Here is a 23,792-nt window from a genome sequence, read left to right on the forward strand (position 1 = left end):
TCTTGCATGTTTACCTGGCAGCGCTTTCTGCGGCTTGGTTTTGCTGTTTTTTTAACAAAACCGCTTAAAAATCAACAAATAACATTTAAAAATATTTTTAAGTACCAAAAATATATCCGTACCTTTGCAGTCCCAATTGGATTGGGAAAAGGAGACAAATTATTTAATGGCAAAAAAACAAGAAGCAGAAAAAGAACTAAAGGCTAAAGAGGCCGAATTGGGCGCGATAACCGCGATCCCTAAAGAAAAAGAAAGCATTGAATCAGAAGCTGATTCATTGTCGATCGAAGACATCAAAAAATCAACCGTTACCTCGGCAGTTACCCCTGGCGATTTCGATTGGGATGCTGATGACAAAAAATTTGGTAACTACAGTGACTCTGACCGTGAACAGTTAGAAAAAATGTACGATGGTACGTTCAGTTCTATCAACAAAGGCGAGATCATCAGCGGTGTTGTAGTTAACATCAACAACAAAGACGTGGTATTGAACATCGGCTTTAAATCTGATGGTCTGGTATCGCTTTCTGAGTTCCGCGACACGCCTGACCTGAAGGTTGGCGACAGCGTTGACGTGTTTGTTGAATCGCAGGAAGATGCTAACGGCCAGTTGGTACTTTCGCGCAAACGCGCTAAAACCCAAAAATCATGGGAGCGTATTAACAGTGCTTTAGATAACGATGAGATCATCACCGGTTTTGTAAAGAGCCGTACAAAAGGTGGTTTAATTGTAGATATAATGGGCGTAGAAGCCTTTTTACCTGGTTCGCAGATCGATATCAAACCTATCCGCGATTACGATGTGTACGTAGGTAAAACAATGGAGTTTAAAGTTGTTAAGATCAACCACGAGTTTAAAAACGTAGTGGTATCGCACAAAGTGCTGATCGAAGACGATCTGGAAAACCAAAAAACCGAAATCGTTGCCAAACTTGAAAAAGGCCAGGTGTTGGAAGGTACCGTTAAAAACATTACCGACTTTGGTGTATTCATCGATTTGGGTGGCGTTGACGGCTTACTGCACATTACCGACATTAGCTGGGGCCGCATAGAGCATCCGAAAGAAGTATTGGCGCTGGATCAGAAGATCAACGTTGTTGTTCTGGATTTCGACGACGAGAAAAAACGTATCGCCCTGGGCTTAAAACAATTAACACCTCATCCTTGGCAGTCGCTTGACGAAAACATCCAGGTTGGTTCGAAAGTAAAAGGCCGTATCGTAACTGTTGCTGATTACGGTGCTTTCTTAGAGATCATCCCGGGTGTTGAAGGCCTGATCCACGTATCAGAAATGTCGTGGTCGCAAAACCTGCGCAGCCCTCAGGAGTTCCTGAAAGTTGGCGACGAAGTTGAAGCACAGGTATTGACACTTGACCGCGACGACCGCAAGATGAGCTTAGGTATTAAACAATTAACGCCTGACCCATGGCAACATGCCGCCGAGAAATATGCAATCGGTACTAAACACGTTGCTACAGTTAAAAACATGACCAACTTTGGCGTGTTTGTTGAACTGGAAGACGGCATCGATGGTTTGATCCACATCAGCGACCTGTCATGGAGCAAAAAAGTAAATCACCCTAACGAATTCACTAAAGTTGGTGAGAAATTAGACGTGGTTGTTTTAGAACTCGACGTTGATAATCGCAAATTAAGCTTAGGCCACAAACAACTGGAAGAAAACCCCTGGGATACTTTCGAAACTATCTTCACTATCGACTCGATACACGAAGGTACCGTATTGAAAGTTACTGATAAAGGCGCCATTGTTGCTTTACCTTACGGTGTTGAAGGCTTTGTGCCAACCAAACACATGGTTAAAGAAGACGGCAAGAGCTTAAAAGCTGATGATACCGGCGAATTCAAGATCATTGAATTTAACAAGGAAAACAAACGTATTGTGATCTCTCACGCCCGCATCTGGGAAGAAGCCCGTGCCGAAGCAAGGGTACAAGAGTTTGAAAGCCGCAAAAAAGAAGCAAAAGTTGCCTCTAACGCTGTGAAAAAAGTGAAAGATTCGGTTGAGAAATCAACTTTGGGCGATCTGAGCGTTTTAGCACAATTGAAAGAGCAAATGGAAGGCGCAGAGAGCAAAGCTCGTAAAGCACCGGCCGCTCCGAAAAAAGCTGAGGAAGCAGAAGAAGCAGAATAAGCTTTAAATAATTTAAATCTCCCTAAAGCCCCGTCGGTAACGATGGGGCTTTTTTGTGGGTCAAGAAGCTGTACGGGATTAATGTCGGTGGGAACACCGACATAGGGAGACGTAAGTGAAGGTGTTGTAGTATGGAATCTCAAAACTCATATCCATCGTCGGTGTCCCCACCGACGATTTCAAGATAATACCCAACGATATTTACTATCTTGAACACTATGGAATTAGGCGTTATATATTTCTACACAGCAACGATACTGCACTGGCAAAAACTATTAGAAACTGAAAAATATAAACAGATCATCATTGAAAGTATAATTTATCTTATTCGTCATAGCAAAATAAAGGTTTACGGGTTCGTCATCATGCCTAATCATATTCATTTGCTATTCGAGAATACAGATATGAATGGTAAAGAAATGCCTTATGTAAGTTTGATGAAATATACTGCTCATCAATTTCTTCAACAATTAAGAAAAAATGATCCGGAACTTCTAAATAATTTCAAGGTTGACCGCAATACCCGAGTACATCAATTTTGGCAAAGAAATGCCTTGCCGGTAGCAATGTACGATAGAAAGATCTTCGAACAAAAACTGGATTACATCCATCTAAATCCATTACAAGAACATTGGCAATTGGCGACCGATCCAAACGATTATCGTTATTCATCCTGCTCATTTTACGAAAAAGAAGATATACACTTTAATTGGCTAAGTCATTACAGGGATACTCTTTGATAATGACTTTGATGATGGTTCAAATATCAGCGTTTCATATTAATGTCGGTTAGGACACCGACATTGGCGACAATTTCAATTTCCCTAAAGCCCCGTTGTTTCCGACGGGCTTTTTTGTGGCTAAACATTTGCAAAACCTGCAAATTTTGCGTATTTTGTAAGTTACTAAAGCGCGAGGCTCAGGTGTTAATGATTACCAATTTGGCCACACATGGCATACCCATGAATACCCATGTGATACCGATGTGTTTATGGGTACGAAATTAGCCAAAAGCGCCTTCGGAGTAAATTCAGGAGGTTTTTATGAAAAACTTGTCAAAAATACCGAAGAATACCTATGTGTTCCGTTTGCTCAAAGCCGAAAGCATAAAGCCAAGAGAAGCATTATCGATCAATTATCAGTCCTTAAAACTTTTCAACCTTAAAACTTTCCAACCTTCAACTAAATTATCTACTTTTGCCCAAACCTACCCAAACGATGCTTAATCCAACATTGCTCGACGGTCAGAAATTCCAGATCACCATCCAACGCTTGTGTCGGCAATTGATAGAAAACCATAACGATTTTTCAAATTCGGTCATCATCGGTATACAACCGCGGGGAATTTTCCTGGCTAAACGCATAGCCGAAGAATTGCGCAAGATTCTTCCGGGTAAAACAATTTTACAGGGCGACCTGGATATTACCTTTTACCGTGACGATTTCCGCCGGCGCGAATCACCATTGGTGCCTAATTCAACTCATATCGACTTTATCATTGAAGGTAAAAAGGTGATCCTGATGGACGATGTATTGTGGACAGGTCGTACCATCCGTTCGGCCATGGATGCCATGCTGGCGTTCGGCCGGCCCGAAAAGGTTGAGCTGCTGGTGTTGGTCGACAGGCGTTACTCTCGCCATCTGCCCGTAGCGGCTGATTATATCGGCATAGCAGTGGATTCCATAGCATCGCAAAAGGTAGTGGTTAGCTGGAAAGAAACGGATGGGGAGGATAAGGTGGTTTTGCTATCTGACGGGAAGTAAATAATATAACCAAGCGTCATTGCGAGCGGTAGCGAAGCAATCTCTATTTAGGACGATCGATATAGCAAATCGGACCTGTATAGCATAGAGATTGCTTCGTACCCCGCAATGACGCGCTGAGATAAGTTTCGAAATATAAATTATGGATACGTTAAGTACACGCCATCTCTTAGGAATAAAAGATCTGAACAAAAAAGATATCGAGCTGATATTTGAAACGGCCGATACTTTTAAGGATGTGCTGAACCGCCCGATCAAAAAAGTGCCTTCGCTGCGGGATGTGACCATAGCCAATATCTTTTTCGAAAACTCGACGCGCACGCGCCTCTCGTTCGAGCTGGCAGAGAAGCGCCTTTCGGCAGATATCGTCAACTTCGCAGCCTCATCATCATCGGTAAGCAAAGGCGAAACGCTGATCGACACCGTGAACAATATCCTGGCCATGAAAGTGGATATGGTGGTGATGCGTCATCCTTATGCGGGCGCAGGCGTGTTTTTGTCAAAGCATGTCAAAGCACAGATCGTCAACGCCGGCGATGGCGCACACGAGCACCCTACCCAGGCCCTGCTCGATGCTTTTTCCATCCGCGAAAAATATGGTGAGGTAGCCGGTAAGAAGATCGTTATCGTGGGCGATATCCTGCACTCGCGGGTAGCGCTATCCAACATCCTTTGCCTGAAACAATTAGGAGCCGAAGTAATGGTTTGCGGGCCGACGACGCTTATTCCCAAATATATCGGTTCGTTAGGCGTTAAGGTTGAGCATAACCTCATCAAAGCCCTTAACTGGTGCGATGTAGCCAATATGCTGCGCATACAACTGGAGCGCCAGGATATCAAATACTTCCCTTCGCTGCGCGAGTATACGATGCTTTATGGCCTCAATAAACAAATATTGGATTCGCTCGACAAGGAGATCACCGTAATGCACCCCGGCCCTATCAACCGCGGCGTGGAGATCACCAGCGATGTGGCCGACAGTAAGCAATCCATCATCCTCGACCAGGTGGAAAACGGCGTGGCCGTGCGCATGGCAGTGCTTTACCTGCTGGCCGGGCAAACGCAGTAAGCGTAGCTATCTTTCCTGCCCGGCAGCCAGCTTGTTTATTTCAGATATCGTGTTTATATTGAGGTATCTTATCATTCTCTAAATGAACAAATTTGTACTATACTTTAAACACAGGCCCGCGCGTTTATTGGGTCTGGTGATATTGCTGTTTATCAGCTCAAATTTTGCCAGTTTAGATCTATTTGCACTCGCTGTATTTATTTTTTACACTGTAGCAGAGTACCAGCAGCACAAATCTTACCGGAACTTTTTAGACAAGCAAGGGCTAACCGCCCAAGAATATACTGATAAGAAATTTATTGAAAACTGGACCGATACCAGGCAAGCTGGTTTAACCAGGTATTGCTTTTTTGATGGAGGCATTATCATCGGCTCCATTTTATCCATCTTTATTGGGGCGGCATTTTTTAAATCGGGTTTGTTGGGTGATATAACCAAAGACCTTAGCGGCATGATGGAACTGATCTGGAAAAGTTTCGTGCTGGGTTTTATGATTGCGGCTATATACTACTGGTTAAGATGGCCCTATAGAGAAAGACGTTTTACCAAATTAACCGGTAACTACCCGTCTATATAAGTTATGAAACTCCGAACTTTACTTGTCGTATCAATACTGTTTGTGCTGGCTTCATGCAAACGCAACGAATACCAACAAAAGATATTGGGTGATTGGAAGCTGGTTTCGTTGAACATAAAAGATAGCGGCCGTGTGAGAGTTCTTCAAGACTCGAACATCAGACCTTACCTGTACAATTCAGGCGGGTATGCCTTTCTTCAGGATAATGTATGTGAAAACAGGTCTGGCTATGTAAATTTTCAAAAAGAGAAGCAGTACCTGGGAACAAGAACCAAATACAAACTCGACGGCGACAGTGTTTCAATATTCAATCCGGCGAATAACAGCTGGCAAGGTTTCAGGATCCTCAATATCGATCATGATACAATGTATATTAAAAAAGCCCCGTGGCCAAACGATACGGAATATATATCATCTAAATATGTAAAACGGCACTCAAAACCCGATCATCAATTCGAATTTGACGAGGTAATTATTTCGGATAATGGCGGATGGAGCCCGGGGCGCAACATACTGATACGCAAGGATGGAACTGTAATTTATCATAAGTACTCAAGCAAATCTATGGGGATCTATAAATCAAAAATAAGCATAGATCAATTCAGCGAAATTCAAAGGGCGTTTTCAATGGCTGATGTTTTAAATCTAAAAAATGAGTACCACGACAACAGTGCCGATACGCCTAACTCAAGTATCACCTTTATCAAGGATGGTAAGATCATAAAAACAATAAATGACCACGATGGCTCGGCACCGTTTGATCTGATTTGGGCCTATAAGCCTTTAGAGTATCTATACCAGGATATTAAGTTGGATCTTATTGAAAAAAACGCTGAAAAACCGATTTTTGCAAGTTTCGGTTTTCAGCATGGCAACCAATACGGAAATATGGGAATGGCGAATGAATTCTATCTGTTAAGCTTAATTTGGAACGCTAAACAAACTAAACAATCATTTGTCAAAAGATTTGACATAAGATCAGTACCTTATTACGCATACCGGGCATCAAAAATGGAAACCGATGGACGATTTTATAAAGTATTTTGGAAACAAGGCGGTTCAACCACTTATGATATAGGGTTTAACTTTATCGATGTCAATAAAAAGTTCATAGAGTTTGAGACCTGGAATCCGAAATCCTATCAATAAATTACTGCATCGCCGATAACGGCAATTTATTGATGATCCCGTCCACAACTTCGGGCAGGTCCCTTAACGATTGCTTCTGGCTATCCATTTCGCCTACGGCATAACCACGCCAAACCACGTGGCGGGTGTTACGGTCAATCAGGTCAATCATCACGGTGCCTTGTTTGTAGGGCACGCGTTCAATCTCGCTGCCTACGTATACCGGGTAGGGGCCGGCGTAGCGATAATAAATGTTACCCCAGCGCGAGACACGCGGATAAAAACCGCCGCCTACATACGTATACTGCGGATCATCGTAATAACGCACACGATCTTTAAACATAATGGCATAGCGCACCAGCAGATCAGGCCGGCGCGAATTGAGCACCAAACCTTTCTTTTGTAGCTGGGCCGTTGCCTCATCGCGGATGCTTTGGTCGGCCAGGTCGTTATAACCGGCATTGGTTGTGGTATCTACCGGCGGTAACCAGGCAAAAAAGTGATATTTACTCAAATTAGCATTCTTGCCTCCAATCGAATAATAAGTATAGTTTGAACAGGCCTGCCAGAGCAACATCCCAACAACAGCCAGGCCCAGGATTATAATCTTTTTCATGGCTTAACTCTCTTAATAGTTTATAATTTATCTAACAGTTAAAATACAATCTGGTTTTTTAAAACTATGGTCAAATCCGGTTTCCGATTTGTTGGAATTTTAATTTAAACCTTCTATCCGAAACATTAGTCAATAGATAAAATAATAAACTCAAATAAAATTTCGTTTAACTATCAGTTTATTTAATCATACATCTATTATGAATATCTATTCGAAAACGAAACGCTCTGGCTTAGTGAAACTGCTGATGCTTTTTGTCGTAGCGGCTATAGGGTTTACATCGTGCACCAAATACCACGACGGGTATTATTACGACCCGGGTCCGGTAGCCCAATTGAACGTGGTGAATGCATCTCCTACTTCTGCCAGTTACAACTTTGCTTTAGGCAATAACTTTGTAAACGGCAGCCCGCTATTGTTTGGGCAGCGCAGCGGTTATATCAACGCCTATTCGGGCAAACGGTTGTTCTCGTTAACATCAGGGGGTACTACTAATGTGATAACTACCGATACGCTTAACCTGGCTGTAAACGGGTACTATTCGTTATTTATTACGGGCGCTACCGGCACGCCTACCTTTTTCTTTACGCAGGACGATCTTTCGGCACCGCTTTTGGGCAAGGCTAAAGTCAGGTTTATCCAGTTAAGCCCTGATGGCGGCCCGTTTGATCTTTCTATACAAAACGGCGCTACCTTATTTACAAACCAGGCTTATCAAACAGCCTCTGCGTTTACTAATATCGACCCGGGGACCTATACTTTCCAGCTAAAAGCCGATCAGACAGGGGCGATAACCACACTCCCAGCCGAAACCATCAGCGCGGGCCGCATTTATACCGTTTGGGTTAAAGGACTAGTTGACGGGTCGGGCGATTACGCAATAAGTGGAAAAGTGAATGTGAATAATTGATATTGTGATTGACTGACCCGATGGCAGGGCGACTCGTTATTTGATGTTGTCCTGCCTTTTTTTGGTCTTCTCCAATTCGTCGGTCAACTCCGGATCAATATCCTTTTCGTCCTTCATGTTGCGCCATATCAAAAAAAAGATGATGGCCACAGCAATAATAATGACGATAATCGTTTCGGGCGTATTCAGGCTCATTGGTTTGCGGATCTGTCGTTGAGATCAAATCCAACAAAACAACCATCGAGGGCAATAATAGTTTTACCCTTATCTAAACTTAAACCACGTTTAACTTTTGCTTAACTTTTCTTGTTGAAACAGGTGTGCATAAACAACAACTGGTACTTAATGGAATTTGACCAGTAAGGCCAGTTGTGCGCCCCGGGCCTGATGATGAAATCGTGGGGTATTTTTTGAGCCAGCAACTTATCGTGAAACTCACAGTTCACCTTGTAAAAAAAGTCGTCGCTGCCGCAATCGATGATCAGGGCCAGTTTACCGGGCGTAAGCAGGCCGATCATGTTGGTAACCGTATTTTTATCCCATACTTCTTTATTATCCTCGTAAGCGCCTAATTTTTCGGCTATCTTCCAGTTCTTCGGGAACGGTCTGAAATCTACACCGCCGCTGGTACTGCCTGCTGCGCCAAATACATCCTGGTGCTTAAATGCCAGGTACAAAGCGCCATGGCCGCCCATGCTCAAACCGGTTATCCCGCGGCCCGAACGGTCTTTAATAGTTTTATAATGCGAATCGATCCAGTTTACCAATTCGGTAGCCACATAGGTTTCGTAACGCCAGTTCTTGTCCACCGGGCTGTCGAAATACCAACTGGTTACGTTGCCATCGGCGCATACGATCATCATCTGGTACTGGTCGGCCAGATCCTTGATCTCGGGCACGTTATTTACCCAGTTATTGTAACTGCCACCGGCGCCGTGCAGCAAGTAAACTACGGGCATACTTTTCAGCTTGTTGTAGGCATCGGGGCGGATCACTACCGCTTTGATCTGCTTGTTCATGGCAGCGCTGTAGGTAGATACCGTGTCAACAGTAGCAGCAAAAGTTACATCGCGTACAAACGCGACCAGAAAAAACAGTACGATAGTTCTCAGATGTTTCATTTACGGTTTTTATGCGTCCCCATGTACAGGAGCGTATTGATGATCAGTTTGTCCTCGTATTCGTTCTCAAGCGTGTGCGAAAGATCTTTATTGGTATGATGCTCGTAATCGATATCATTATGCCCCATGTTCATATACAGCATCTTGTAATTTGTATTCGTCCAGGCAACGGGGTAATACCCGCTGTGCCATATCTCGCTTTGTTTTGGCCCTGTACCTAAAGGGAAACTTGCAGGATCGATTGAGAGCAGTATTTTGATGTTAGGATTATTACGCAGGTCTTTTTCCCACCGGTACCATTCATTGGGCGCCGATTTGAATGTTTCAGGCAAGCCTTTTACATAAGGTACTGAGGCATTCTCAACTTTCAATATAGCCGGGGTCGGCCGCCAGGTATTGCTCCCGTACTGGCCCGAACCTAAGAACTCGTTGTGGTACCAGTCCCAGTTCTGCTCGTAGCCCGACGGTGTTAATGCAAAAGCCGAAAAGTGGAAGCCTATCCATCCGCCGCCGTTCTCCATATATTTTTTAAAAGCTTCGCGTTGCTCGGGTGCCTCGGGGCGGGTATCTAAAAACAACACGACCTGGTAATGCGACAGGTATTCGGCGTTCAGATTGCTCCACACGTTGGTCGAATCGTAGGTAAAATTGTACTTCTTCGCCATCTCGGGGAACCATTTATTGGCCTCGTGCACAAAGCTGATGTGCGCCTGGTCGCTTTTAGCTGTATAGAACGCGATCACACGAAATTTAGGTTTGCCTTGTGCTCTTACTCCGCCACCTAAAAATAGCAGGGCAAGCATGGCAAACGCGGTTGCGGTTAGTTTTTTTATCATCGGTTATTGGGTTGGCAGGGTGTATAAAACTAAATATTCTTTTCCGATTTCAAAATTGAACCGCACAACAAAACCTATTCTGTTTAATTCAGCTACATTTGTTTAACAAACAATAATTATGATGAGCAATCCCGATATCAAAATACGCGCCATCGTTACCGGCAGCACAGGTATGGTTGGCGAAGGGGTTTTACAGGAATGCCTGCAACACCCACAGGTTGAAGCCGTTTTAGTGATCAACCGCAAGCCCTGCGGCGTAAGTCATCCAAAGCTTAAGGAAATTATCCATGCCGATTTTTTCGACATCTCTCCTGTCGCTTCACAATTAATCGGTTACAACGCCTGCTTTTTTTGCCTCGGTGTTTCGTCCATCGGGATGAAAGAGCCCGAATATTATAAGCTTACCTATACACTTACCATGCATATCGCACAAACATTAAGCAGTCTCAACCCGGGCATGACGTTTTGTTATGTATCCGGCGGCAGTACCGACAGTACCGAAAAAGGTAAGATGATGTGGGCAAGGGTAAAAGGTAAAACCGAGAACGACCTGGCAAAGCTCCCTTTTAAACAGGAGTACAATTTTCGCCCGGGTATGATGAAACCCGCCAAAGGAGCCAAAAATGTATTAAGGTATTATAAATACTTTAGCTGGCTGTACCCGTTGTTCAGGGCTTTAGGAATGGCCAGCACGATTGCCGAATTAGGCCGGGCCATGATCAATTCGGTATTATATGGTTATAAAACCCGGATACTGGAGATCAAAGATATTATCACTTTGGCTGGTGAAAACTAATCAGCACCCGCAGGAAGAATTAGGTACCATTGTTTTCTGCCCCGTTGTGCCGTCGATATAATAGCAATTGCCATTGCTGTCTTTAAACAACTGCTCGGTTACGTTTTGGTATTGATACGTGCCACAGGGCTGGTCTTTATTAACTTTAGTACAGGCGGTTACGGCTAAAAGCGCGATTGCGGGTATAAAAAAGAGTAATTTTGTCATCATATGAGGAATAATCCTGGTTAAAACATAGCTACGAAGATTAACAAATTTTATTGTGCATAGGCTATAAATTATTAGCTTTATTTATCATGAACCGAATCGACCGTATTACCGCCATATTGATACAACTTCAGTCAAAACGGGTTGTAAAAGCGCAGGATATCGCTTCGCGGTTCGACATCAGCTTACGTACCGTTTACCGCGATGTTAAAACGCTCGAGGAAGCCGGCATACCAATCATGGGCGAAGCCGGTATAGGCTATTCTATTATGGATGGTTACCGCTTGCCGCCGGTAATGTTTACGAAGGAAGAAGCTACAGCATTTTTAACAGCCGAAAAATTTATGGATAAGCTTACCGATACCCTTACCGGTGAAAGCTATAAATCGGCCATGTATAAAATCAGGGCGGTTTTAAAAGCAGCCGAAAAAGACTTTTTAGAGCAACTGGATACCAGCATCGAGGTATTGAAGAGTAAAAAGGTACTTAGCCGCAATATAGATATCAGCCCTATCCAAAACATCCTGATCAAAGGCATTTCGGAGCGTAAGGTTTTATCGATACAATACTTCGCCAATCATAGCCAGGAAAGGACCAAACGCTCCGTCGAACCTATCGGTATTTTTTACCTCGATAACTTTTGGCACCTGATCGCCTGGTGCCGGCTGCGGAACGACTATCGCGATTTTCGGCTCGACCGGATATCCGATCTGGCTGTTACCGATATCGTTTTTAAGCAGGAACACCCGACCTTAAAAGAATATCTGAATAAGGTCACTGTGGAGAAGAGCCTGCAAACGGTGATTATCCGCGTCGATAAAAAGGCGTTGCCTTTTGTAAGCGAGCAGAAATACTACAGTGGCTTTATTTCAGAACGTGTGGTTGACGATAAGATGGAGATGACGTTTTTAACGGCCTCGATAGAAGGTTTTGCGCGATGGTATATGATGTTTGCCGATTATGCCGAAATTGTGAGTAACGATCACCTCATCTATAAGATCGAAACCATCCTCACCAAGGTAAATATGCAGTTTGAGAAGAATGCGGCAATGAATTAACTTTATTTCACTGGCTATGCTTTTTCTTTTGATAATGTTCAGTCGGTGTTTCGGTATTATTGTATTTATCTCGTTTAGTCAAATACTTTAGTCGTAAAACAACTAAAGCCAGTATTACGAAAATTGTCAAACCAAAATATGGCGACATATTTTCATACGTCCTCGTAGGCCTTCCATAGTATCCTTTTGACGGATTAAGATCAATATTTTCCTGGGGCATAATAAACTAAAAATACACTTTTTAGTTCGCAACTTTACCTTTTTCCAATCTCAAAACCGAATTCATACCATCCGGTGCTGCAAAACGTAACTCTATCAATATGGTATTGACCGGGCTGCAGCAAGAATGATGCTATGAACTAAGGTTTAAACCACGTCCGGTAACGGGTGCCCGAAGCACGGTTTCTTGCTAACCACCTTAAACGGAAAATAATCATTGCAAAAACAAGCACAATACCCACACCTACATAAGGAGAGACGTGCTCGTATGTAGGTATCGGAGATGGCTGATAATAACCAGCATATTGATCCATATCACTAAGTTAATACTATTCCACACGTTTTCCTTTATCTAACCTTAAAATTAAATTTACACTATCCGGTATCTCATGCTGGTAATGCGTAACATAAATCAGCGTGGTGTTACCTAAAATGCAAATCGCATCGACAACATGTTTAAAATGCAACTGCTGATGCGCATCCAATCCCTGGCAGGGTTCGTCAAATATCAGCAGCGGCGGGTTTTTAACCAGTGCGCGCGCCAGCAGTACCAGGCGTTGTTTGCTTGCAGATATGCTTTTTAACGGTTTACGTGCATCGGCTTCCAGTTCGAGCAGCTTCATCCAGCGCAAGGCAATCTCCGCTTTCGCGGATTGGCTCGGCCTGAACAGGCCCAAAGTGTCGTAAAAACCCGATTCGATTACCTGCAGGCAGCTGTTTTCGGTGGGGAAATACTGGTGCAGCTCGGGAGAAACGAAGCCTATTTTGTTTTTGATGTCCCATATACTTTCGCCGCTGCCGCGCTTACGGTCGAACAGCACGATATCATTGGCATAGGCCTGCGGGTTATCGCCGTTGATCAAACTTAGCAGTGTTGATTTACCGGCGCCGTTCGGTCCGAGCAAGGCCCAGTGCTCGCCTTGTTTGATGGTCCAGTCAACCTTATCCAGCACCTGGTTTTCGCCATACCTGATGCTCACCTGCTCCATCTTCACGATATGATCGAAGCTTTGGGCAGGCGTTGCCGAAAGCAGGTGCTGAAGTTCATCTGTATTAATTTTTGCCGTTTCGGCGATGTTTACCATTTCGGGCTTAAAATCGGCCTTAGGTAAACGATCAATAATTTTTCCCTGGTGCAGAATGGCTACGTTCGTAATGGTTCGTGGTATTTCGGCCGGCGAAGTTGCCATTACAATAGTAATTCCCGATCGGGCTATTTCGTTGATGATCTGGTCGAAGCCTGCCCTGCTGTGCACATCCAACCCGGTTAAAGGGTTATCCAGCAACAGCAAAACCGGGTGTTTAAGCAATGCCGCTGCAATCATCAAGCGTTTGGTTTCGCCGTTACTTAATTTAATAAGCTGCTTATCGCGAAGTGGCTGCAGGTTTAACCTGTCGATAACCCGCTCAATCGTCCAGAACTGACTGATATGGCTTACCGGTTCGATACCGTTCAGGTAAGCCTCAACAGTCGGAGCATCTTCCGAGTCGGACGAGTTAAAGCGTTGCTGGTAGTAAAAATCGGCCGTGTTCGATAGGTTGCGGAAACTGTGCTTGGGCGACACTATTGCAATCAGTTTATGATGGGTAAGATAAGCGTCCTGATCCGGATTTGCCTTCAGCATGTTCTCAAAATACCAATGATGGATACTTCCTCCAACCACATTAAATTTACCTGCCATAGTTTGCAACAGGGCGCTTTTGCCCGAGCCGCTCTCGCCTACAAGTGCCCAGTGTTCGCCTTTGCTGATATCAAAATCAAGGTTAGTAAAAAGTGTTTGATCGAGGTAACGTACGGTGATATTCCGGATAGACAGCAGCTTATTCATAGCAGTATGGTAACAGGCTGCTAAACTATGTTTTTAAAACTACCGGGCATAAAAAAAGGCTGTTTATTTAGATAACGGCCTTCTTCGTATTCTTTTATCGATGATCAGTTCGAATTCGATTCTTCGTTAATTACCGGCGGAACGTAATACTCGCCATCTTTATAAAAATCAAAATTGAATAACTGCCCGTTAATGTATTCAAACTCGGCAAACTTGTTGTCTTTGTAATTGGTCGCTAACTTGTTATCTGCTGTCTGCTGAAAATCGCGGTCGAGGCCCGACCCCTTTTTATAAAACGTAAAATATACAGCCGGGTACCTTTTCAATTCGTTGTGTAACGAATCTCGTATAAAATCCTTTATCCTGTCTTTAGTCAGTTCGGTATAATCAACACTCTCGTTAATAAGGTAATATTTGATCTTGATGCCGTTACGGCGCTCTTTACCTACATCCTCATCTTTATCAAACTTTACACTATCGATGTAAGGACTAAGCGGGTATATTTTGATGAGGTTGCGGCGTGAAGCCTTTAGCGTACAGCTATAAACAGTAATTATAAAAACAAACAGGGTAAAAAGGTAAAAGTATTTTCTCATCAAGTCAACAAAAGTTTAATTAATCAAGTGTCTACCGGTATACGGAAACAATACTGTTTTGGTTTAGCGCACAGTTACATTTTAAACGTAACTACATCAAATTCACCAAAATAAGCCGCAAAAATACAATTTAAAGTCGAAACCACACCTGGTACCGGCAGTTGTGAATAAATATTTTAGATACCTGCTATAATAGCGGCAAATCGAAATAGAAAGTTGAGCCCTTGCCAAACTCGCTGATCACTCCGATATCTCCACTGTGTGCTTTGATGATCTCGGAGCAGATATAAAGCCCCATACCCAAGCCGCTGGCCAGAAATTTTTTATCCTCTACCCGGTAAAAACGCTCGAATATTTTATCTTTCTGTTCATCGGTTAAGCCGATGCCGAAGTCGGTTACAGATACACGTACATAATCATGATGGCATTGCCCGCTGATAATAATGTGTTTGCTATCCTGAGAATATTTCACCGCATTACTTATAAAATTCATCAACACCTGCTCTAACCGCTCGGTGTTGCCTTTTACAAAAACATCTTCAATGTTTTGGATTTCAAAATGGTGCAGCGGGTAAATATGGCGCGCGTTATCTATACAACTATCTACCAGCTCCCTAACCCCCACTCTATTCATCTGATACTCAAGCCGCCCGGCGTTTATCTTGCTTACATCAAGCAAATCATTAACCAGGTATTGCAGTTTGCTTGCCGCATCGGTTGCTTTATTGATAAACAGTTTAACAGGCTTAGGTACTGTTTCGCCTTTATAGTTATCGATAATTTGCAGATAACCTTTGAGGCTGGTTAAGGGCGTTTTTAATTCGTGGCTTGCAATGCCGATAAATTCGTCTTTCTTCTCCATCGCCCGTTTCTGGTCTTCGATATCCGTAGCAGTTCCCACCCAAAGGGTGATCTCACCGTCCTCGTTATACAAGGGGATGCCCCGGTTAAGGTGCCAGCGGTAAGTACTATCGGATGCGCGTTTATAACGGTTTTCTATTTCAAAGGTATGGCCTGTTTGTAAAGCCGAACGATACCGTCTTAACGTTTCAGCTACATCATCGGGGTGTATAACCAGCTTCCAGCTAAACGCGCTTACAACATCAATATCTATGCCGGTATAGTCATACCATTGCTGATTGTTAAAATTGACCGAACCATCCGGCAAATTGGTCCATATCATTTGCGGAATGTTATTGGCAAGGAACCTGAAATGCTCCCGGCTCGCGAAAAGCTCCTGAGTGCGTGCTCTTACCAGTGTTTCCAGTTCATTGTTAAGCTTTTCGGTCGCGCTGCGCGCTTCCTCTAACTGATCGTTCTTTATCCTTAATTGTTGCTGCGTTTCTTTTTGTGCCGAAAGGTCGGTAACAATGATACTAAGGGCCATACCCTCATCAAATTCGAGCGTTGTGCATGAAAGCAGGAAAGGTACTGCATTGCCGTTTGCGGTGTTAAGCACGATCTCATCTTTACAATCGGCATCCCAACCGCGTTTAAACAAGTTTAAAAACTCCTCTTTAAGCTGCGGGTGTACAAAGGTCTCGAATGCAACCCCCATCACCTTTTCGAGCGACGAATCCAGCATTCGGGCAAAGCGCGAATTACTGTAAAGGATTATTCCGTCCTCGTTAAGCGTAACGGCCCCTTCGGCCATTTTTTCAATAAATACCCGATAGGTTTGGTCGGCGCTTTTTAAAGTATATAACTGGTTTTCGCCGTCCTCGCCCCGCACCACAAGGGTATCAACCTTACCGTTCCTTATCGCATCAATGGTTTCATTGGCTTCCTCCAGCCGGTGCTTCAGCTCCCGGTATTCGCTTAGTAATTGATCATATGCTTTCGGCTCGTTCATCACTCCTCCTGCTTCTTCAACTCAAGTCCGCGTAATACTTTGTCCGTGTCAGACATATCTCCGATCATCCGGCGCTCCGGCAAAGGGAACTTCCGCATTAACATGGGTATGGCTATCAGGTCTTCGCTGGCGGCTATAAAGGGCTGTTGATGAACATCAATTATCTCGAGCTCATAACGGCCGTTCAGATACTTTTCGCAAATATTTTTGGTGTTGGTTATTGCGCGTATAGAATTAGGCGATGCTCCTGTAACAAATAACCTCAGGATGTATCTTTTTTCACCGCTCTCACCAAGCTTTAAATTATCGGGCACTACGGGTTGCTCATCCATTATCAGCTATTTTATAGCGGCCTGATATTCAGCCCTACCAGTACTTTTTCTTCGTTTGATAAATCCCCAATAATTTTCCGTATGGGTTCGGGTACCTTACGCACCAGGGTTGGGATAGCCAGTATCTGGTCGCCCTCGGCAAGCTGCGGGTTAACAAGCAGGTCTATAACCTCAATCTGGTACTGGCCCTTCAGGTGCTCTTCGCAATACTTTTTAAGGTTTTGCAAAGCAGTTACCGATTTGGCGGTTTTCCCGGCAATATAAAGCCTCAGCTCCCATGTAGTATCTTGTTGCTCTGTCATGTTCTATTCCTGATTGGTGCCGTCGTTGCCTTTTCCTGTGCGCTTATCGGTCAGGTCCTGCCTGTTTTTATCCAATATCTCCTGCTTAAGCTGTTCTTCAACGTATGTCTTATTCAGTTCTTCCTCTACCGATTCAAACTCGGTTTGCAGGCTGGCAATCTTCGCTTCAAGCACCTTGCGTTTTCTTAGTATTTCGCGGTCTTTACTTGATACGGCATTGTTCTTAATTACTTCATTAGTGTGCTCTCTGAGCATCTCTGCTTCGCGGGCCGATCCGATCAGAACTCCCTCGGGGCCAAGGAACACGTCGACAAGGTCGAGCCCCTGGTCGGTTATCACAAATTCGCGCACCTGGTTGGAGTGTTTCATCCCGCGCGATTTCATGATATACATCCCGCGGTTACGCTCGCCGTTATATTCGATATCGCGCACGGCCATCCAGGCGTCCACTAACGATGATACCCCTTCGTCGGTCTGCTCGGTCACCGTATTGTTTAAGGTAAGTGCGGTAAACATTACAGTAATCTGTTCTTCCTGTAAAAAGTCAATCAGCCTGATCAGCATCGATTTCACCTCACTAACCGAACCGACTGTTACCAGGTTTGTGATCGGATCGAGTACCACTGCGGCAGGCTTAAATCGTTTTATTTCTTTATATAAGCTAACCAGGTGCATTTCGAGACCATACATAGTTGGCCGCGCGGCGTGGAACTTTAATAAGCCCTGATCAATGTAAGGCTTAAGATCGACGCTGATTGACCGCATATTCCTGACGATCTGTTGCGGCGACTCTTCAAACGCGAAATAGATGCATTTCTCGCCGCGCTTACAGGTTTCGCTGGCAAAATAGGCGGCGATACTTGTTTTGCCCGTTCCTGCCGTTCCGGATACCAGCACGCTGCTACCCCTGAAAAAGCCTTTTCCGTTGAGCATTTTATCCAGCGCCGGTATACCCGAAGATACCCTGTCGGATAAAACAGGTTTTTCGAGCGTGAGCGAGGTTACCGGTAATACCGAAATGCCTTCTTCATCAATCAAAAACGGATACTCATTGGTACCGTGCAAACTTCCCCGGTATTTAACGATCCGCAACCGGCGCGTTGATATCTGGTTGATAATCCGGTGATCAAGCAGGATCACACAGTCCGACACATATTCTTCGAGCCCCTGGCGCGTGAGCTGACCTTCGCCGCGCTCGCCCGTGATAATGGCGGTAACACCTTTTTCTTTAAGCCAGTGAAACATCCTGCGCAGTTCGGCCCGCAAAATGGTTTGATTCACTAATCCCGAAAAAAGGTTTTCAATCGTATCCAGAACCACCCTTTTAGCGCCTATGCTGTCAATTGCGTGGCCTAAACGAATAAATAAACCGTCCAGGTCGTATTCGCCGGTTTCTTCTATTTCACTTATCTCGATGTGTACGTGGTCAACCCTGATCTTCTTCTCATCCTGTAATTTCTGCAGGTCGAATCCCAGCGACCGTACGTTCATATACAGTTCTTCGGCTTTTTCTTCAAATGCCATAAAAACACCGGGCTCATCATACTGCAAGGCTCCCCGTACAATAAACTCTGTCGACAGTAATGTTTTGCCGCTCCCGGCCTCGCCGCAAACTAAAGTTGGGCGACCTGTTGGAAGACCTCCGCCCGTGATCTGATCCAAACCGGCAATCCCGGTTGGCGTTTTAGGCAAGTGATTTCCATTTCTTATTTCACTCATAAATTATCTTAATAATTAATTTTTTAAATTTATACAAGAATCTCAACTTGCAAAATTTTTAATAAAACTTAACCGTTAATTCTTTTTTTTGTTTAAATCAATTTTCCAACAAGTTTGTGATCTTCAACACTTTTGCCTGATATAACCTTCTCCCGCAAACATTGTTGGATGTTTATATGTAAATTTGATATGACAATCTAATACAGATAAAAGTGGATTATAAGGATTATTACAAAGTTTTAGGTGTTAAAAAAAACGCCTCGGCAGATGAAATAAAAAAGGCATACCGCAAGCTTGCCGTAAAATATCATCCCGATAAAAACCCCGGGGATAAGGTAGCCGAAGAAAAATTTAAAGGGGCCAACGAAGCCAATGAGGTTTTAAGCGACCCTGAGAAACGCAAAAAATACGACGAACTTGGCGAAAACTGGCACCAGTACGGCCAATATCAGCAATATGCAAACCCGAACCGCGGCGGGCGCGGCGGGGGGTTTAGCACCGAGGATTTTTATGGCGACGGCAGCCAGTTCTCCAGTTTTTTCGAATCGATATTTGGCAGTGGCGCCGGTTTTGGCGGGGCAAGGCAACGTAGTTCAAGGCCGCAGAAAGGCGATAACCAGGAGGCGACTATTACACTCACCCTCGATGAATCATTCCACGGCGCATCAAAACAGGTGACGCTTAATGGGGCCAAACTCAATCTAAAATTCAAGCCCGGCACCGCACAGGGGCAGGTTTTGCGGCTGAAGGGCAAAGGCGCGCCCGGTTATTTTGGTGGTGAAAACGGCGACCTGCTCATCACCGTAAACATCGCACCTAACCCACGCTATGAGGTTAAGGGTAACGACCTGTATTTCGATCAGCCGCTTGATATTTACACCGCCATCCTGGGTGGCAAAATTACTGTTCAGGGGATAGACAAGGCAGTTACCATGACCATCCCCGCAGGTACCGACAGCCATAAAACACTACGCCTGAAAGGTATGGGTATGCCTGTTTTCGGTAAAACCGACGAACGGGGCGACGCCTACGTACGCATGGTGATCCAGGTGCCCAAGCATCTATCGGCCGAGGAAAAGGAATTATTTACGAAATTGGCCGAACTGAAGAAATAATTGATTCATCGTATTGTCAATTCTGGGCTTCAACCATAAACAACCAATCTGCATAGTACGTATCTTTGTTGTATGAATACGACCGACCTGCTAAAGCACGCCCTCAATTTTGAATTTCTAAGTATCGAAGAAGGGTTATATTTATATCGGCATGCCTCAACACCCGATTTGATGTATGTCGCTAACGAATTGCGGAAGATTCAGGTGCCGCATGGCAAGGTTACCTGGCAGATAGACCGGAACGTGAACACCACCAACGTTTGTATCGCCAACTGCAAGTTCTGTAACTTTTTCCGCAGGCCCGGCCACGAGGACAGTTATATTACCGATATAGAGACCTATAAACAAAAGATAGAGGAAACATTTCGTTACGGCGGAGACCAGTTGTTGCTGCAGGGCGGCCATCACCCCGATCTGGGTCTGAAATTTTACGCCGACCTGTTCAAACAATTAAAGGAGCTTTACCCTGCGCTTAAACTACACTCCCTTGGCCCCCCGGAGATCGCACACGTTGCCAAACTGGAAAGCATGAGCCATTACGATGTATTAAAAGCGTTAAAAGAGGCTGGCCTTGATTCATTACCCGGTGCCGGTGCCGAAATACTGAACGACCGTGTACGCCGACTGATTTCAAAAGGCAAATGCGGTGGTAAAGAGTGGTTGGATGTAATGCGTGCCGCGCACCAGTTAAACTTACCTACCTCGGCTACCATGATGTTTGGCCATGTAGAAACGCTGGAAGAACGTTTTGAGCATTTGGTTTGGATACGCGAGGTACAGGCCGAAAAGCCCGAAGGGCATTACGGCTTTATCGCATTTATCCCATGGCCTTTCCAGGATGACGGCACCTTATTACGCAAAGTCCGCGGCATAACCAACAATGTTAGCGGCGACGAGTATATCCGGATGATCGCCCTGAGCCGCATTATGCTGCCTAACATTAAAAACATACAGGCATCGTGGCTAACCGTAGGTAAACAGGTAGCACAGATTTGTTTGCATGCAGGTGCGAACGATTTCGGTTCGATCATGATCGAAGAGAATGTAGTATCGGCAGCAGGGGCTCCGCACAGATTTACTGCCAAAGGTATTCAGGATTCTATCCGCGAGGCAGGTTTTGAACCACAGATGCGCAACCAAAAGTACGAGTGGCGCGAGATACCGGCGCAGATAGAAGAGCAGGTGATCAATTATTAATCCATCAACATAAGGCAAAAAAATAGCCGGTCACTCTCGCAGTTTCCGGCTATACATCTACCTATGAAAAACTGTCTTTAAGTAAAAAGACTTGTTAATCATTGGTCAAAGCCTGTGCCATTTAATAAAACCTCAATTTTACTGTCAAAACAGCCGCTGTTTTTATCAATTTCATAAAAAATGGGGAATTATTTACAGGGGAACGTGGTGCACATTACCCAAACCGACGATTTTATGGCTTAAACAATTATATTTGCCCGCACAACAATTTTGGAGAATTACGCACTATATATCGAAGCCCTGATTTTCGCCTCCGAAAACAGCATTCGTCTGGAAGAAATTGTTTACTGCCTGCAGTTAAGTTTTGAGCAGGATTTTGCCGAAGCCGATGTAAAAGAGTATATCAAAGCCATCCGTGAAAAATACCAGCAGCCCGATTTTGCTATTGAGTTGGTGCACATTAACAACGGTTACCAGTTTCTTACCAAACCGGAGTATCATATCGTCATCAAACAGTTACAGATACAGCGCTCCAAAAAAAAGCTCAGCCAGGCTGCGATCGAAACCCTGGCCATCATCGCCTATCAGCAGCCGGTTACTAAGCTTGAGATTGAGCAGATACGCGGTGTAAACTGCGATTATACGATCCAAAAGCTGCTCGAAAAGGAGCTGATCGTCATCAGCGGGAAGGCTGAAAGCGTGGGCAAGCCCATAATTTATGCAACCAGCCCGTTTTTTATGGATTACTTTGGCATAAACAGTATAAACGAACTTCCTCAATTAAAGGAACTTACAACAGACGATTCGGCCATAGGTGAGCAGGCTGAATAATTTTTATCCTTTTTTTTCTTGAAAAATGATTTTCGTTATTTTTGGGTAACAGAAATCTTTAAAAAATTTATCCAAAAAAAACTTTGGTTATTCGATTTCTTAGTAAATTTAAATAACCAAAAAACTACAATTGAAACGCTAATCTATTTTCCCGATGGAAACGCCAAAAAAACCGTTAAAGAAAAGTGCAGGCTCTGCAGGAGCTAAAAAGAGTGCCGACAAGCCAGAGGCAAAACCTAAAAGCAGGTTTGTTGATGACGACGATGATGACGAGTTTGACAACACTCTTGACGACCTGTCTGCATACGAAAGCTTTGACGGATTAGAAGAAGACGACGATTATTAACCACTTGCCCTTGCAAGGCGCAGAATAAATTATACATAAGCATCCGGCTTACGCTGGATGCTTTTTTTGTACTTTGGCGAAATACTTTCTGCAAAAACATGACCATTACCGAAGTAAAAACCAAAGCCGATAAAAAGGCTTTCCTGGATGTTGCCCGAATTTTATATAAAAACGACCCGGTTTGGGTATGCCCTTTGGATAATGATATCGAAGCGGTTTTTGATCCTGAAAAAAATAACTTTCACCGGCATGGTAAAATTAACCGCTGGATACTGCGTACACATAACGGCAAACTGATTGGCCGGATAGCCGCTTTTGTTAACGAAGAAAAGGCGTACAAAAATGAGCAGCCAACCGGCGGCTGCGGTTTTTTTGAATGTATAAACGATCAGCAAGCTGCCTTTATGTTGTTTGATACAGCCAAAGAATGGCTAAAACAACAAGGTATGCAGGCCATGGATGGCCCCATAAACTTTGGCGAGAACGATAAATTCTGGGGCTTACTGGTAGAGGGATTTACGCATCCATCGTACGGGATGAATTATAACCCGCCTTACTACAAGGCATTTTTTGAGAATTATGGCTTTAAAAGCTTATATCAGCAAATAACCAACCACCTTGAGGTTTATAAGCCTTTTCCCGAAAGGTTTGATAAGATAGCGAATTGGGTAGCTAAAAAACCCGGCTATGATTTTAAACATTTAGAGACAAATAAAATTGAGCAATATGCTGCCGATTTTATGGAGATCTATAATGACGCCTGGAAGGGCTTTGAAAACTTTGTGCCTATCAATAAAGCTACCATTATGGAAAGCTTTAAGCAGATGAAAGCCATTATGGATGAGAAGCTGATCTGGTTTGCCTATGTCAATGGTGAGCCGGCATCGTTCGTCATTATCCTGCCCGATGCCAACCAGATGATCAAATCGCTTAACGGCAAACTCAACCTGATCGGCAAACTCAAATTCGTGTATAATCGATGGAAAGGTGTGTCGCGAATGCGTGCCATTGTGATGGGTACAAAAGAAAAATATCAGAAACACGGCCTCGAATCGGGCATGTTCATCAAATTAAAAGAATACGTTTTACCTCTTAATCAATATGAGGAACTCGAACTATCCTGGGTAGGCGATTTCAACAACAAGATGATCGCGATACATGAAGCCACCGGCGCGGTGTTCGGTAAAAAACACCTCACCATGCGGTATATCTTCTAATGT

At 44.1% G+C, this 23,792-nt stretch carries 26 protein-coding genes; 15 read left to right on the forward strand and 11 right to left on the reverse strand.

Going from position 1 to position 23,792, the window contains the following annotated elements; genetic code table 11:
• Nucleotides 1-166 precede the first annotated feature (166 nt).
• The 7 genes from rpsA (at nucleotide 167) to BEL04_RS14955 (ending at nucleotide 6,711) form a co-directional block, all read left to right on the forward strand.
• Complete coding sequence (gene rpsA, locus BEL04_RS14925) at nucleotides 167-2,152, forward strand: 30S ribosomal protein S1 (RefSeq protein ID WP_066005416.1); 1,986 nt, start codon at nucleotides 167-169, stop codon at nucleotides 2,150-2,152.
• Nucleotides 2,153-2,370: 218 nt separating this feature from the next.
• Nucleotides 2,371-2,892: a transposase gene (locus tag BEL04_RS14930; RefSeq protein ID WP_066005418.1), complete on the forward strand. Its 522-nt coding sequence runs from the start codon at nucleotides 2,371-2,373 to the stop codon at nucleotides 2,890-2,892.
• A gap of 303 nt (nucleotides 2,893-3,195) precedes the next feature.
• The gene (locus BEL04_RS24385) at nucleotides 3,196-3,378 is read left to right on the forward strand and encodes a hypothetical protein (RefSeq protein WP_066005427.1); all 183 of its coding nucleotides are present in this window, start codon (nucleotides 3,196-3,198) and stop codon (nucleotides 3,376-3,378) included.
• Nucleotides 3,371-3,916 (forward strand): bifunctional pyr operon transcriptional regulator/uracil phosphoribosyltransferase PyrR, encoded by a 546-nt coding sequence (gene pyrR, locus BEL04_RS14940; RefSeq protein ID WP_066005430.1) that lies wholly within the window; start codon nucleotides 3,371-3,373, stop codon nucleotides 3,914-3,916. The genes BEL04_RS24385 and pyrR overlap by 8 nt, the downstream gene beginning before the upstream one ends.
• Before the next feature lie 142 nt (nucleotides 3,917-4,058).
• The gene (locus BEL04_RS14945; RefSeq protein ID WP_066005432.1) at nucleotides 4,059-4,985 is read left to right on the forward strand and encodes an aspartate carbamoyltransferase catalytic subunit; all 927 of its coding nucleotides are present in this window, start codon (nucleotides 4,059-4,061) and stop codon (nucleotides 4,983-4,985) included.
• A gap of 82 nt (nucleotides 4,986-5,067) precedes the next feature.
• On the forward strand, nucleotides 5,068-5,562 hold the full coding sequence (locus BEL04_RS14950) for a hypothetical protein (RefSeq protein ID WP_066005435.1): 495 nt from the start codon (nucleotides 5,068-5,070) through the stop codon (nucleotides 5,560-5,562).
• A 366-nt stretch (nucleotides 5,563-5,928) separates the two neighbouring features.
• Nucleotides 5,929-6,711 (forward strand): DUF6438 domain-containing protein, encoded by a 783-nt coding sequence (locus BEL04_RS14955; RefSeq protein WP_139113062.1) that lies wholly within the window; start codon nucleotides 5,929-5,931, stop codon nucleotides 6,709-6,711.
• Between the two features lies 1 nt (nucleotide 6,712).
• Here the strand turns inward: BEL04_RS14955 and BEL04_RS14960 are convergent, their stop codons facing one another.
• Nucleotides 6,713-7,306 carry a DUF4136 domain-containing protein gene (locus BEL04_RS14960; protein WP_066005438.1) on the reverse strand — a complete coding sequence of 198 codons (594 nt, stop codon included), beginning with the start codon at nucleotides 7,304-7,306 and terminating at the stop codon, nucleotides 6,713-6,715.
• 199 nt (nucleotides 7,307-7,505) lie between these two features.
• Between BEL04_RS14960 and BEL04_RS14965 the strand changes: the two genes are divergently transcribed.
• Nucleotides 7,506-8,216 (forward strand): DUF4397 domain-containing protein, encoded by a 711-nt coding sequence (locus tag BEL04_RS14965; protein WP_066005442.1) that lies wholly within the window; start codon nucleotides 7,506-7,508, stop codon nucleotides 8,214-8,216.
• Nucleotides 8,217-8,252: 36 nt separating this feature from the next.
• Here BEL04_RS14965 and BEL04_RS24390 read toward each other — a convergent pair whose 3' ends face one another.
• The 3 genes from BEL04_RS24390 to BEL04_RS14975 all read right to left on the reverse strand — a co-directional run bounded on the left by BEL04_RS24390 (nucleotide 8,253) and on the right by BEL04_RS14975 (nucleotide 10,173).
• The gene (locus BEL04_RS24390) at nucleotides 8,253-8,411 is read right to left on the reverse strand and encodes a hypothetical protein (RefSeq protein ID WP_175404089.1); all 159 of its coding nucleotides are present in this window, start codon (nucleotides 8,409-8,411) and stop codon (nucleotides 8,253-8,255) included.
• A gap of 101 nt (nucleotides 8,412-8,512) precedes the next feature.
• Nucleotides 8,513-9,337, reverse strand: coding sequence for an alpha/beta hydrolase family protein (locus tag BEL04_RS14970; RefSeq protein ID WP_066005444.1), 825 nt, complete (start codon nucleotides 9,335-9,337; stop codon nucleotides 8,513-8,515).
• Nucleotides 9,334-10,173, reverse strand: a complete 840-nt coding sequence (locus tag BEL04_RS14975; RefSeq protein WP_139113063.1) for a ThuA domain-containing protein — start codon at nucleotides 10,171-10,173, stop codon at nucleotides 9,334-9,336. The genes BEL04_RS14970 and BEL04_RS14975 overlap by 4 nt, the downstream gene beginning before the upstream one ends.
• 118 nt (nucleotides 10,174-10,291) lie before the next feature.
• Here BEL04_RS14975 and BEL04_RS14980 point away from each other — a divergent pair, with 118 nt between their 5' ends.
• The gene (locus BEL04_RS14980) at nucleotides 10,292-10,969 is read left to right on the forward strand and encodes an epimerase (protein ID WP_254659589.1); all 678 of its coding nucleotides are present in this window, start codon (nucleotides 10,292-10,294) and stop codon (nucleotides 10,967-10,969) included.
• Here BEL04_RS14980 and BEL04_RS14985 read toward each other — a convergent pair whose 3' ends face one another.
• The gene (locus BEL04_RS14985) at nucleotides 10,970-11,179 is read right to left on the reverse strand and encodes a hypothetical protein (protein ID WP_139113064.1); all 210 of its coding nucleotides are present in this window, start codon (nucleotides 11,177-11,179) and stop codon (nucleotides 10,970-10,972) included. It lies immediately after the preceding gene.
• 86 nt (nucleotides 11,180-11,265) lie between these two features.
• Between BEL04_RS14985 and BEL04_RS14990 the strand changes: the two genes are divergently transcribed.
• Entirely contained in the window at nucleotides 11,266-12,234 is a 969-nt protein-coding gene (locus BEL04_RS14990) for a YafY family protein (protein ID WP_066005452.1), read from the forward strand.
• Nucleotides 12,235-12,782: 548 nt separating this feature from the next.
• Here BEL04_RS14990 and BEL04_RS14995 read toward each other — a convergent pair.
• The 6 genes from BEL04_RS14995 to kaiC all read right to left on the reverse strand — a co-directional run bounded on the left by BEL04_RS14995 (nucleotide 12,783) and on the right by kaiC (nucleotide 19,083).
• Nucleotides 12,783-14,282, reverse strand: coding sequence for an ATP-binding cassette domain-containing protein (locus BEL04_RS14995; protein WP_066005460.1), 1,500 nt, complete (start codon nucleotides 14,280-14,282; stop codon nucleotides 12,783-12,785).
• 104 nt (nucleotides 14,283-14,386) lie between these two features.
• Entirely contained in the window at nucleotides 14,387-14,878 is a 492-nt protein-coding gene (locus BEL04_RS15000; protein WP_066005462.1) for a hypothetical protein, read from the reverse strand.
• Nucleotides 14,879-15,065: 187 nt separating this feature from the next.
• Nucleotides 15,066-16,730, reverse strand: a complete 1,665-nt coding sequence (locus tag BEL04_RS15005) for a PAS domain-containing sensor histidine kinase (RefSeq protein ID WP_066005465.1) — start codon at nucleotides 16,728-16,730, stop codon at nucleotides 15,066-15,068.
• Complete coding sequence (locus tag BEL04_RS15010; RefSeq protein WP_066005466.1) at nucleotides 16,730-17,062, reverse strand: circadian clock KaiB family protein; 333 nt, start codon at nucleotides 17,060-17,062, stop codon at nucleotides 16,730-16,732. Before BEL04_RS15010 ends, BEL04_RS15005 begins: the two co-directional genes overlap by 1 nt.
• An 11-nt stretch (nucleotides 17,063-17,073) precedes the next feature.
• Nucleotides 17,074-17,364, reverse strand: a complete 291-nt coding sequence (locus tag BEL04_RS15015) for a circadian clock KaiB family protein (protein WP_066005469.1) — start codon at nucleotides 17,362-17,364, stop codon at nucleotides 17,074-17,076.
• A 3-nt stretch (nucleotides 17,365-17,367) separates the two neighbouring features.
• Nucleotides 17,368-19,083 carry a circadian clock protein KaiC gene (gene kaiC, locus BEL04_RS15020; protein ID WP_066005471.1) on the reverse strand — a complete coding sequence of 572 codons (1,716 nt, stop codon included), beginning with the start codon at nucleotides 19,081-19,083 and terminating at the stop codon, nucleotides 17,368-17,370.
• A 212-nt stretch (nucleotides 19,084-19,295) separates the two neighbouring features.
• On the opposite strand from kaiC, the gene BEL04_RS15025 reads away from it, so the two are divergent.
• From BEL04_RS15025 to BEL04_RS15045, 5 genes are all read left to right on the forward strand, one after another.
• Entirely contained in the window at nucleotides 19,296-20,198 is a 903-nt protein-coding gene (locus tag BEL04_RS15025) for a DnaJ C-terminal domain-containing protein (RefSeq protein ID WP_066005480.1), read from the forward strand.
• Nucleotides 20,199-20,270: 72 nt separating this feature from the next.
• Nucleotides 20,271-21,395, forward strand: coding sequence for a cyclic dehypoxanthinyl futalosine synthase (mqnC, locus tag BEL04_RS15030; protein ID WP_066005482.1), 1,125 nt, complete (start codon nucleotides 20,271-20,273; stop codon nucleotides 21,393-21,395).
• A gap of 270 nt (nucleotides 21,396-21,665) precedes the next feature.
• Nucleotides 21,666-22,226, forward strand: coding sequence for an SMC-Scp complex subunit ScpB (scpB, locus tag BEL04_RS15035; protein ID WP_066005484.1), 561 nt, complete (start codon nucleotides 21,666-21,668; stop codon nucleotides 22,224-22,226).
• Nucleotides 22,227-22,380: 154 nt separating this feature from the next.
• Entirely contained in the window at nucleotides 22,381-22,572 is a 192-nt protein-coding gene (locus BEL04_RS15040) for a hypothetical protein (protein ID WP_066005487.1), read from the forward strand.
• 98 nt (nucleotides 22,573-22,670) lie between these two features.
• The gene (locus tag BEL04_RS15045; protein ID WP_066005489.1) at nucleotides 22,671-23,789 is read left to right on the forward strand and encodes a hypothetical protein; all 1,119 of its coding nucleotides are present in this window, start codon (nucleotides 22,671-22,673) and stop codon (nucleotides 23,787-23,789) included.
• Nucleotides 23,790-23,792: the final 3 nt, after the last annotated feature.

The sequence above is a fragment of the Mucilaginibacter sp. PPCGB 2223 genome (genome assembly GCF_001705515.1).
Taxonomy (GTDB): domain Bacteria; phylum Bacteroidota; class Bacteroidia; order Sphingobacteriales; family Sphingobacteriaceae; genus Mucilaginibacter.

Coding starts and splice junctions, on each gene's coding strand:
- BEL04_RS14980 (WP_254659589.1), top strand. CDS start 10,292: ATGATGAGCAATCCCGATATCAAAATACGCGCCATCGTTACCGGCAGC.
- BEL04_RS14975 (WP_139113063.1), bottom strand. CDS start 10,173: ATGATAAAAAAACTAACCGCAACCGCGTTTGCCATGCTTGCCCTGCTA.
- BEL04_RS15040 (WP_066005487.1), top strand. CDS start 22,381: ATGGAAACGCCAAAAAAACCGTTAAAGAAAAGTGCAGGCTCTGCAGGA.
- BEL04_RS14985 (WP_139113064.1), bottom strand. CDS start 11,179: ATGATGACAAAATTACTCTTTTTTATACCCGCAATCGCGCTTTTAGCC.
- BEL04_RS14965 (WP_066005442.1), top strand. CDS start 7,506: ATGAATATCTATTCGAAAACGAAACGCTCTGGCTTAGTGAAACTGCTG.
- BEL04_RS15000 (WP_066005462.1), bottom strand. CDS start 14,878: ATGAGAAAATACTTTTACCTTTTTACCCTGTTTGTTTTTATAATTACT.
- BEL04_RS14995 (WP_066005460.1), bottom strand. CDS start 14,282: ATGAATAAGCTGCTGTCTATCCGGAATATCACCGTACGTTACCTCGAT.
- BEL04_RS24390 (WP_175404089.1), bottom strand. CDS start 8,411: ATGAGCCTGAATACGCCCGAAACGATTATCGTCATTATTATTGCTGTG.
- BEL04_RS15010 (WP_066005466.1), bottom strand. CDS start 17,062: ATGGATGAGCAACCCGTAGTGCCCGATAATTTAAAGCTTGGTGAGAGC.
- pyrR (WP_066005430.1), top strand. CDS start 3,371: ATGCTTAATCCAACATTGCTCGACGGTCAGAAATTCCAGATCACCATC.
- kaiC (WP_066005471.1), bottom strand. CDS start 19,083: ATGAGTGAAATAAGAAATGGAAATCACTTGCCTAAAACGCCAACCGGG.
- BEL04_RS14950 (WP_066005435.1), top strand. CDS start 5,068: ATGAACAAATTTGTACTATACTTTAAACACAGGCCCGCGCGTTTATTG.
- BEL04_RS14960 (WP_066005438.1), bottom strand. CDS start 7,306: ATGAAAAAGATTATAATCCTGGGCCTGGCTGTTGTTGGGATGTTGCTC.
- BEL04_RS15005 (WP_066005465.1), bottom strand. CDS start 16,730: ATGAACGAGCCGAAAGCATATGATCAATTACTAAGCGAATACCGGGAG.
- BEL04_RS14955 (WP_139113062.1), top strand. CDS start 5,929: ATGTATATTAAAAAAGCCCCGTGGCCAAACGATACGGAATATATATCA.
- BEL04_RS14990 (WP_066005452.1), top strand. CDS start 11,266: ATGAACCGAATCGACCGTATTACCGCCATATTGATACAACTTCAGTCA.
- BEL04_RS14930 (WP_066005418.1), top strand. CDS start 2,371: ATGGAATTAGGCGTTATATATTTCTACACAGCAACGATACTGCACTGG.
- BEL04_RS14970 (WP_066005444.1), bottom strand. CDS start 9,337: ATGAAACATCTGAGAACTATCGTACTGTTTTTTCTGGTCGCGTTTGTA.
- rpsA (WP_066005416.1), top strand. CDS start 167: ATGGCAAAAAAACAAGAAGCAGAAAAAGAACTAAAGGCTAAAGAGGCC.
- BEL04_RS15045 (WP_066005489.1), top strand. CDS start 22,671: ATGACCATTACCGAAGTAAAAACCAAAGCCGATAAAAAGGCTTTCCTG.
- BEL04_RS15015 (WP_066005469.1), bottom strand. CDS start 17,364: ATGACAGAGCAACAAGATACTACATGGGAGCTGAGGCTTTATATTGCC.
- BEL04_RS14945 (WP_066005432.1), top strand. CDS start 4,059: ATGGATACGTTAAGTACACGCCATCTCTTAGGAATAAAAGATCTGAAC.
- BEL04_RS24385 (WP_066005427.1), top strand. CDS start 3,196: ATGAAAAACTTGTCAAAAATACCGAAGAATACCTATGTGTTCCGTTTG.
- mqnC (WP_066005482.1), top strand. CDS start 20,271: ATGAATACGACCGACCTGCTAAAGCACGCCCTCAATTTTGAATTTCTA.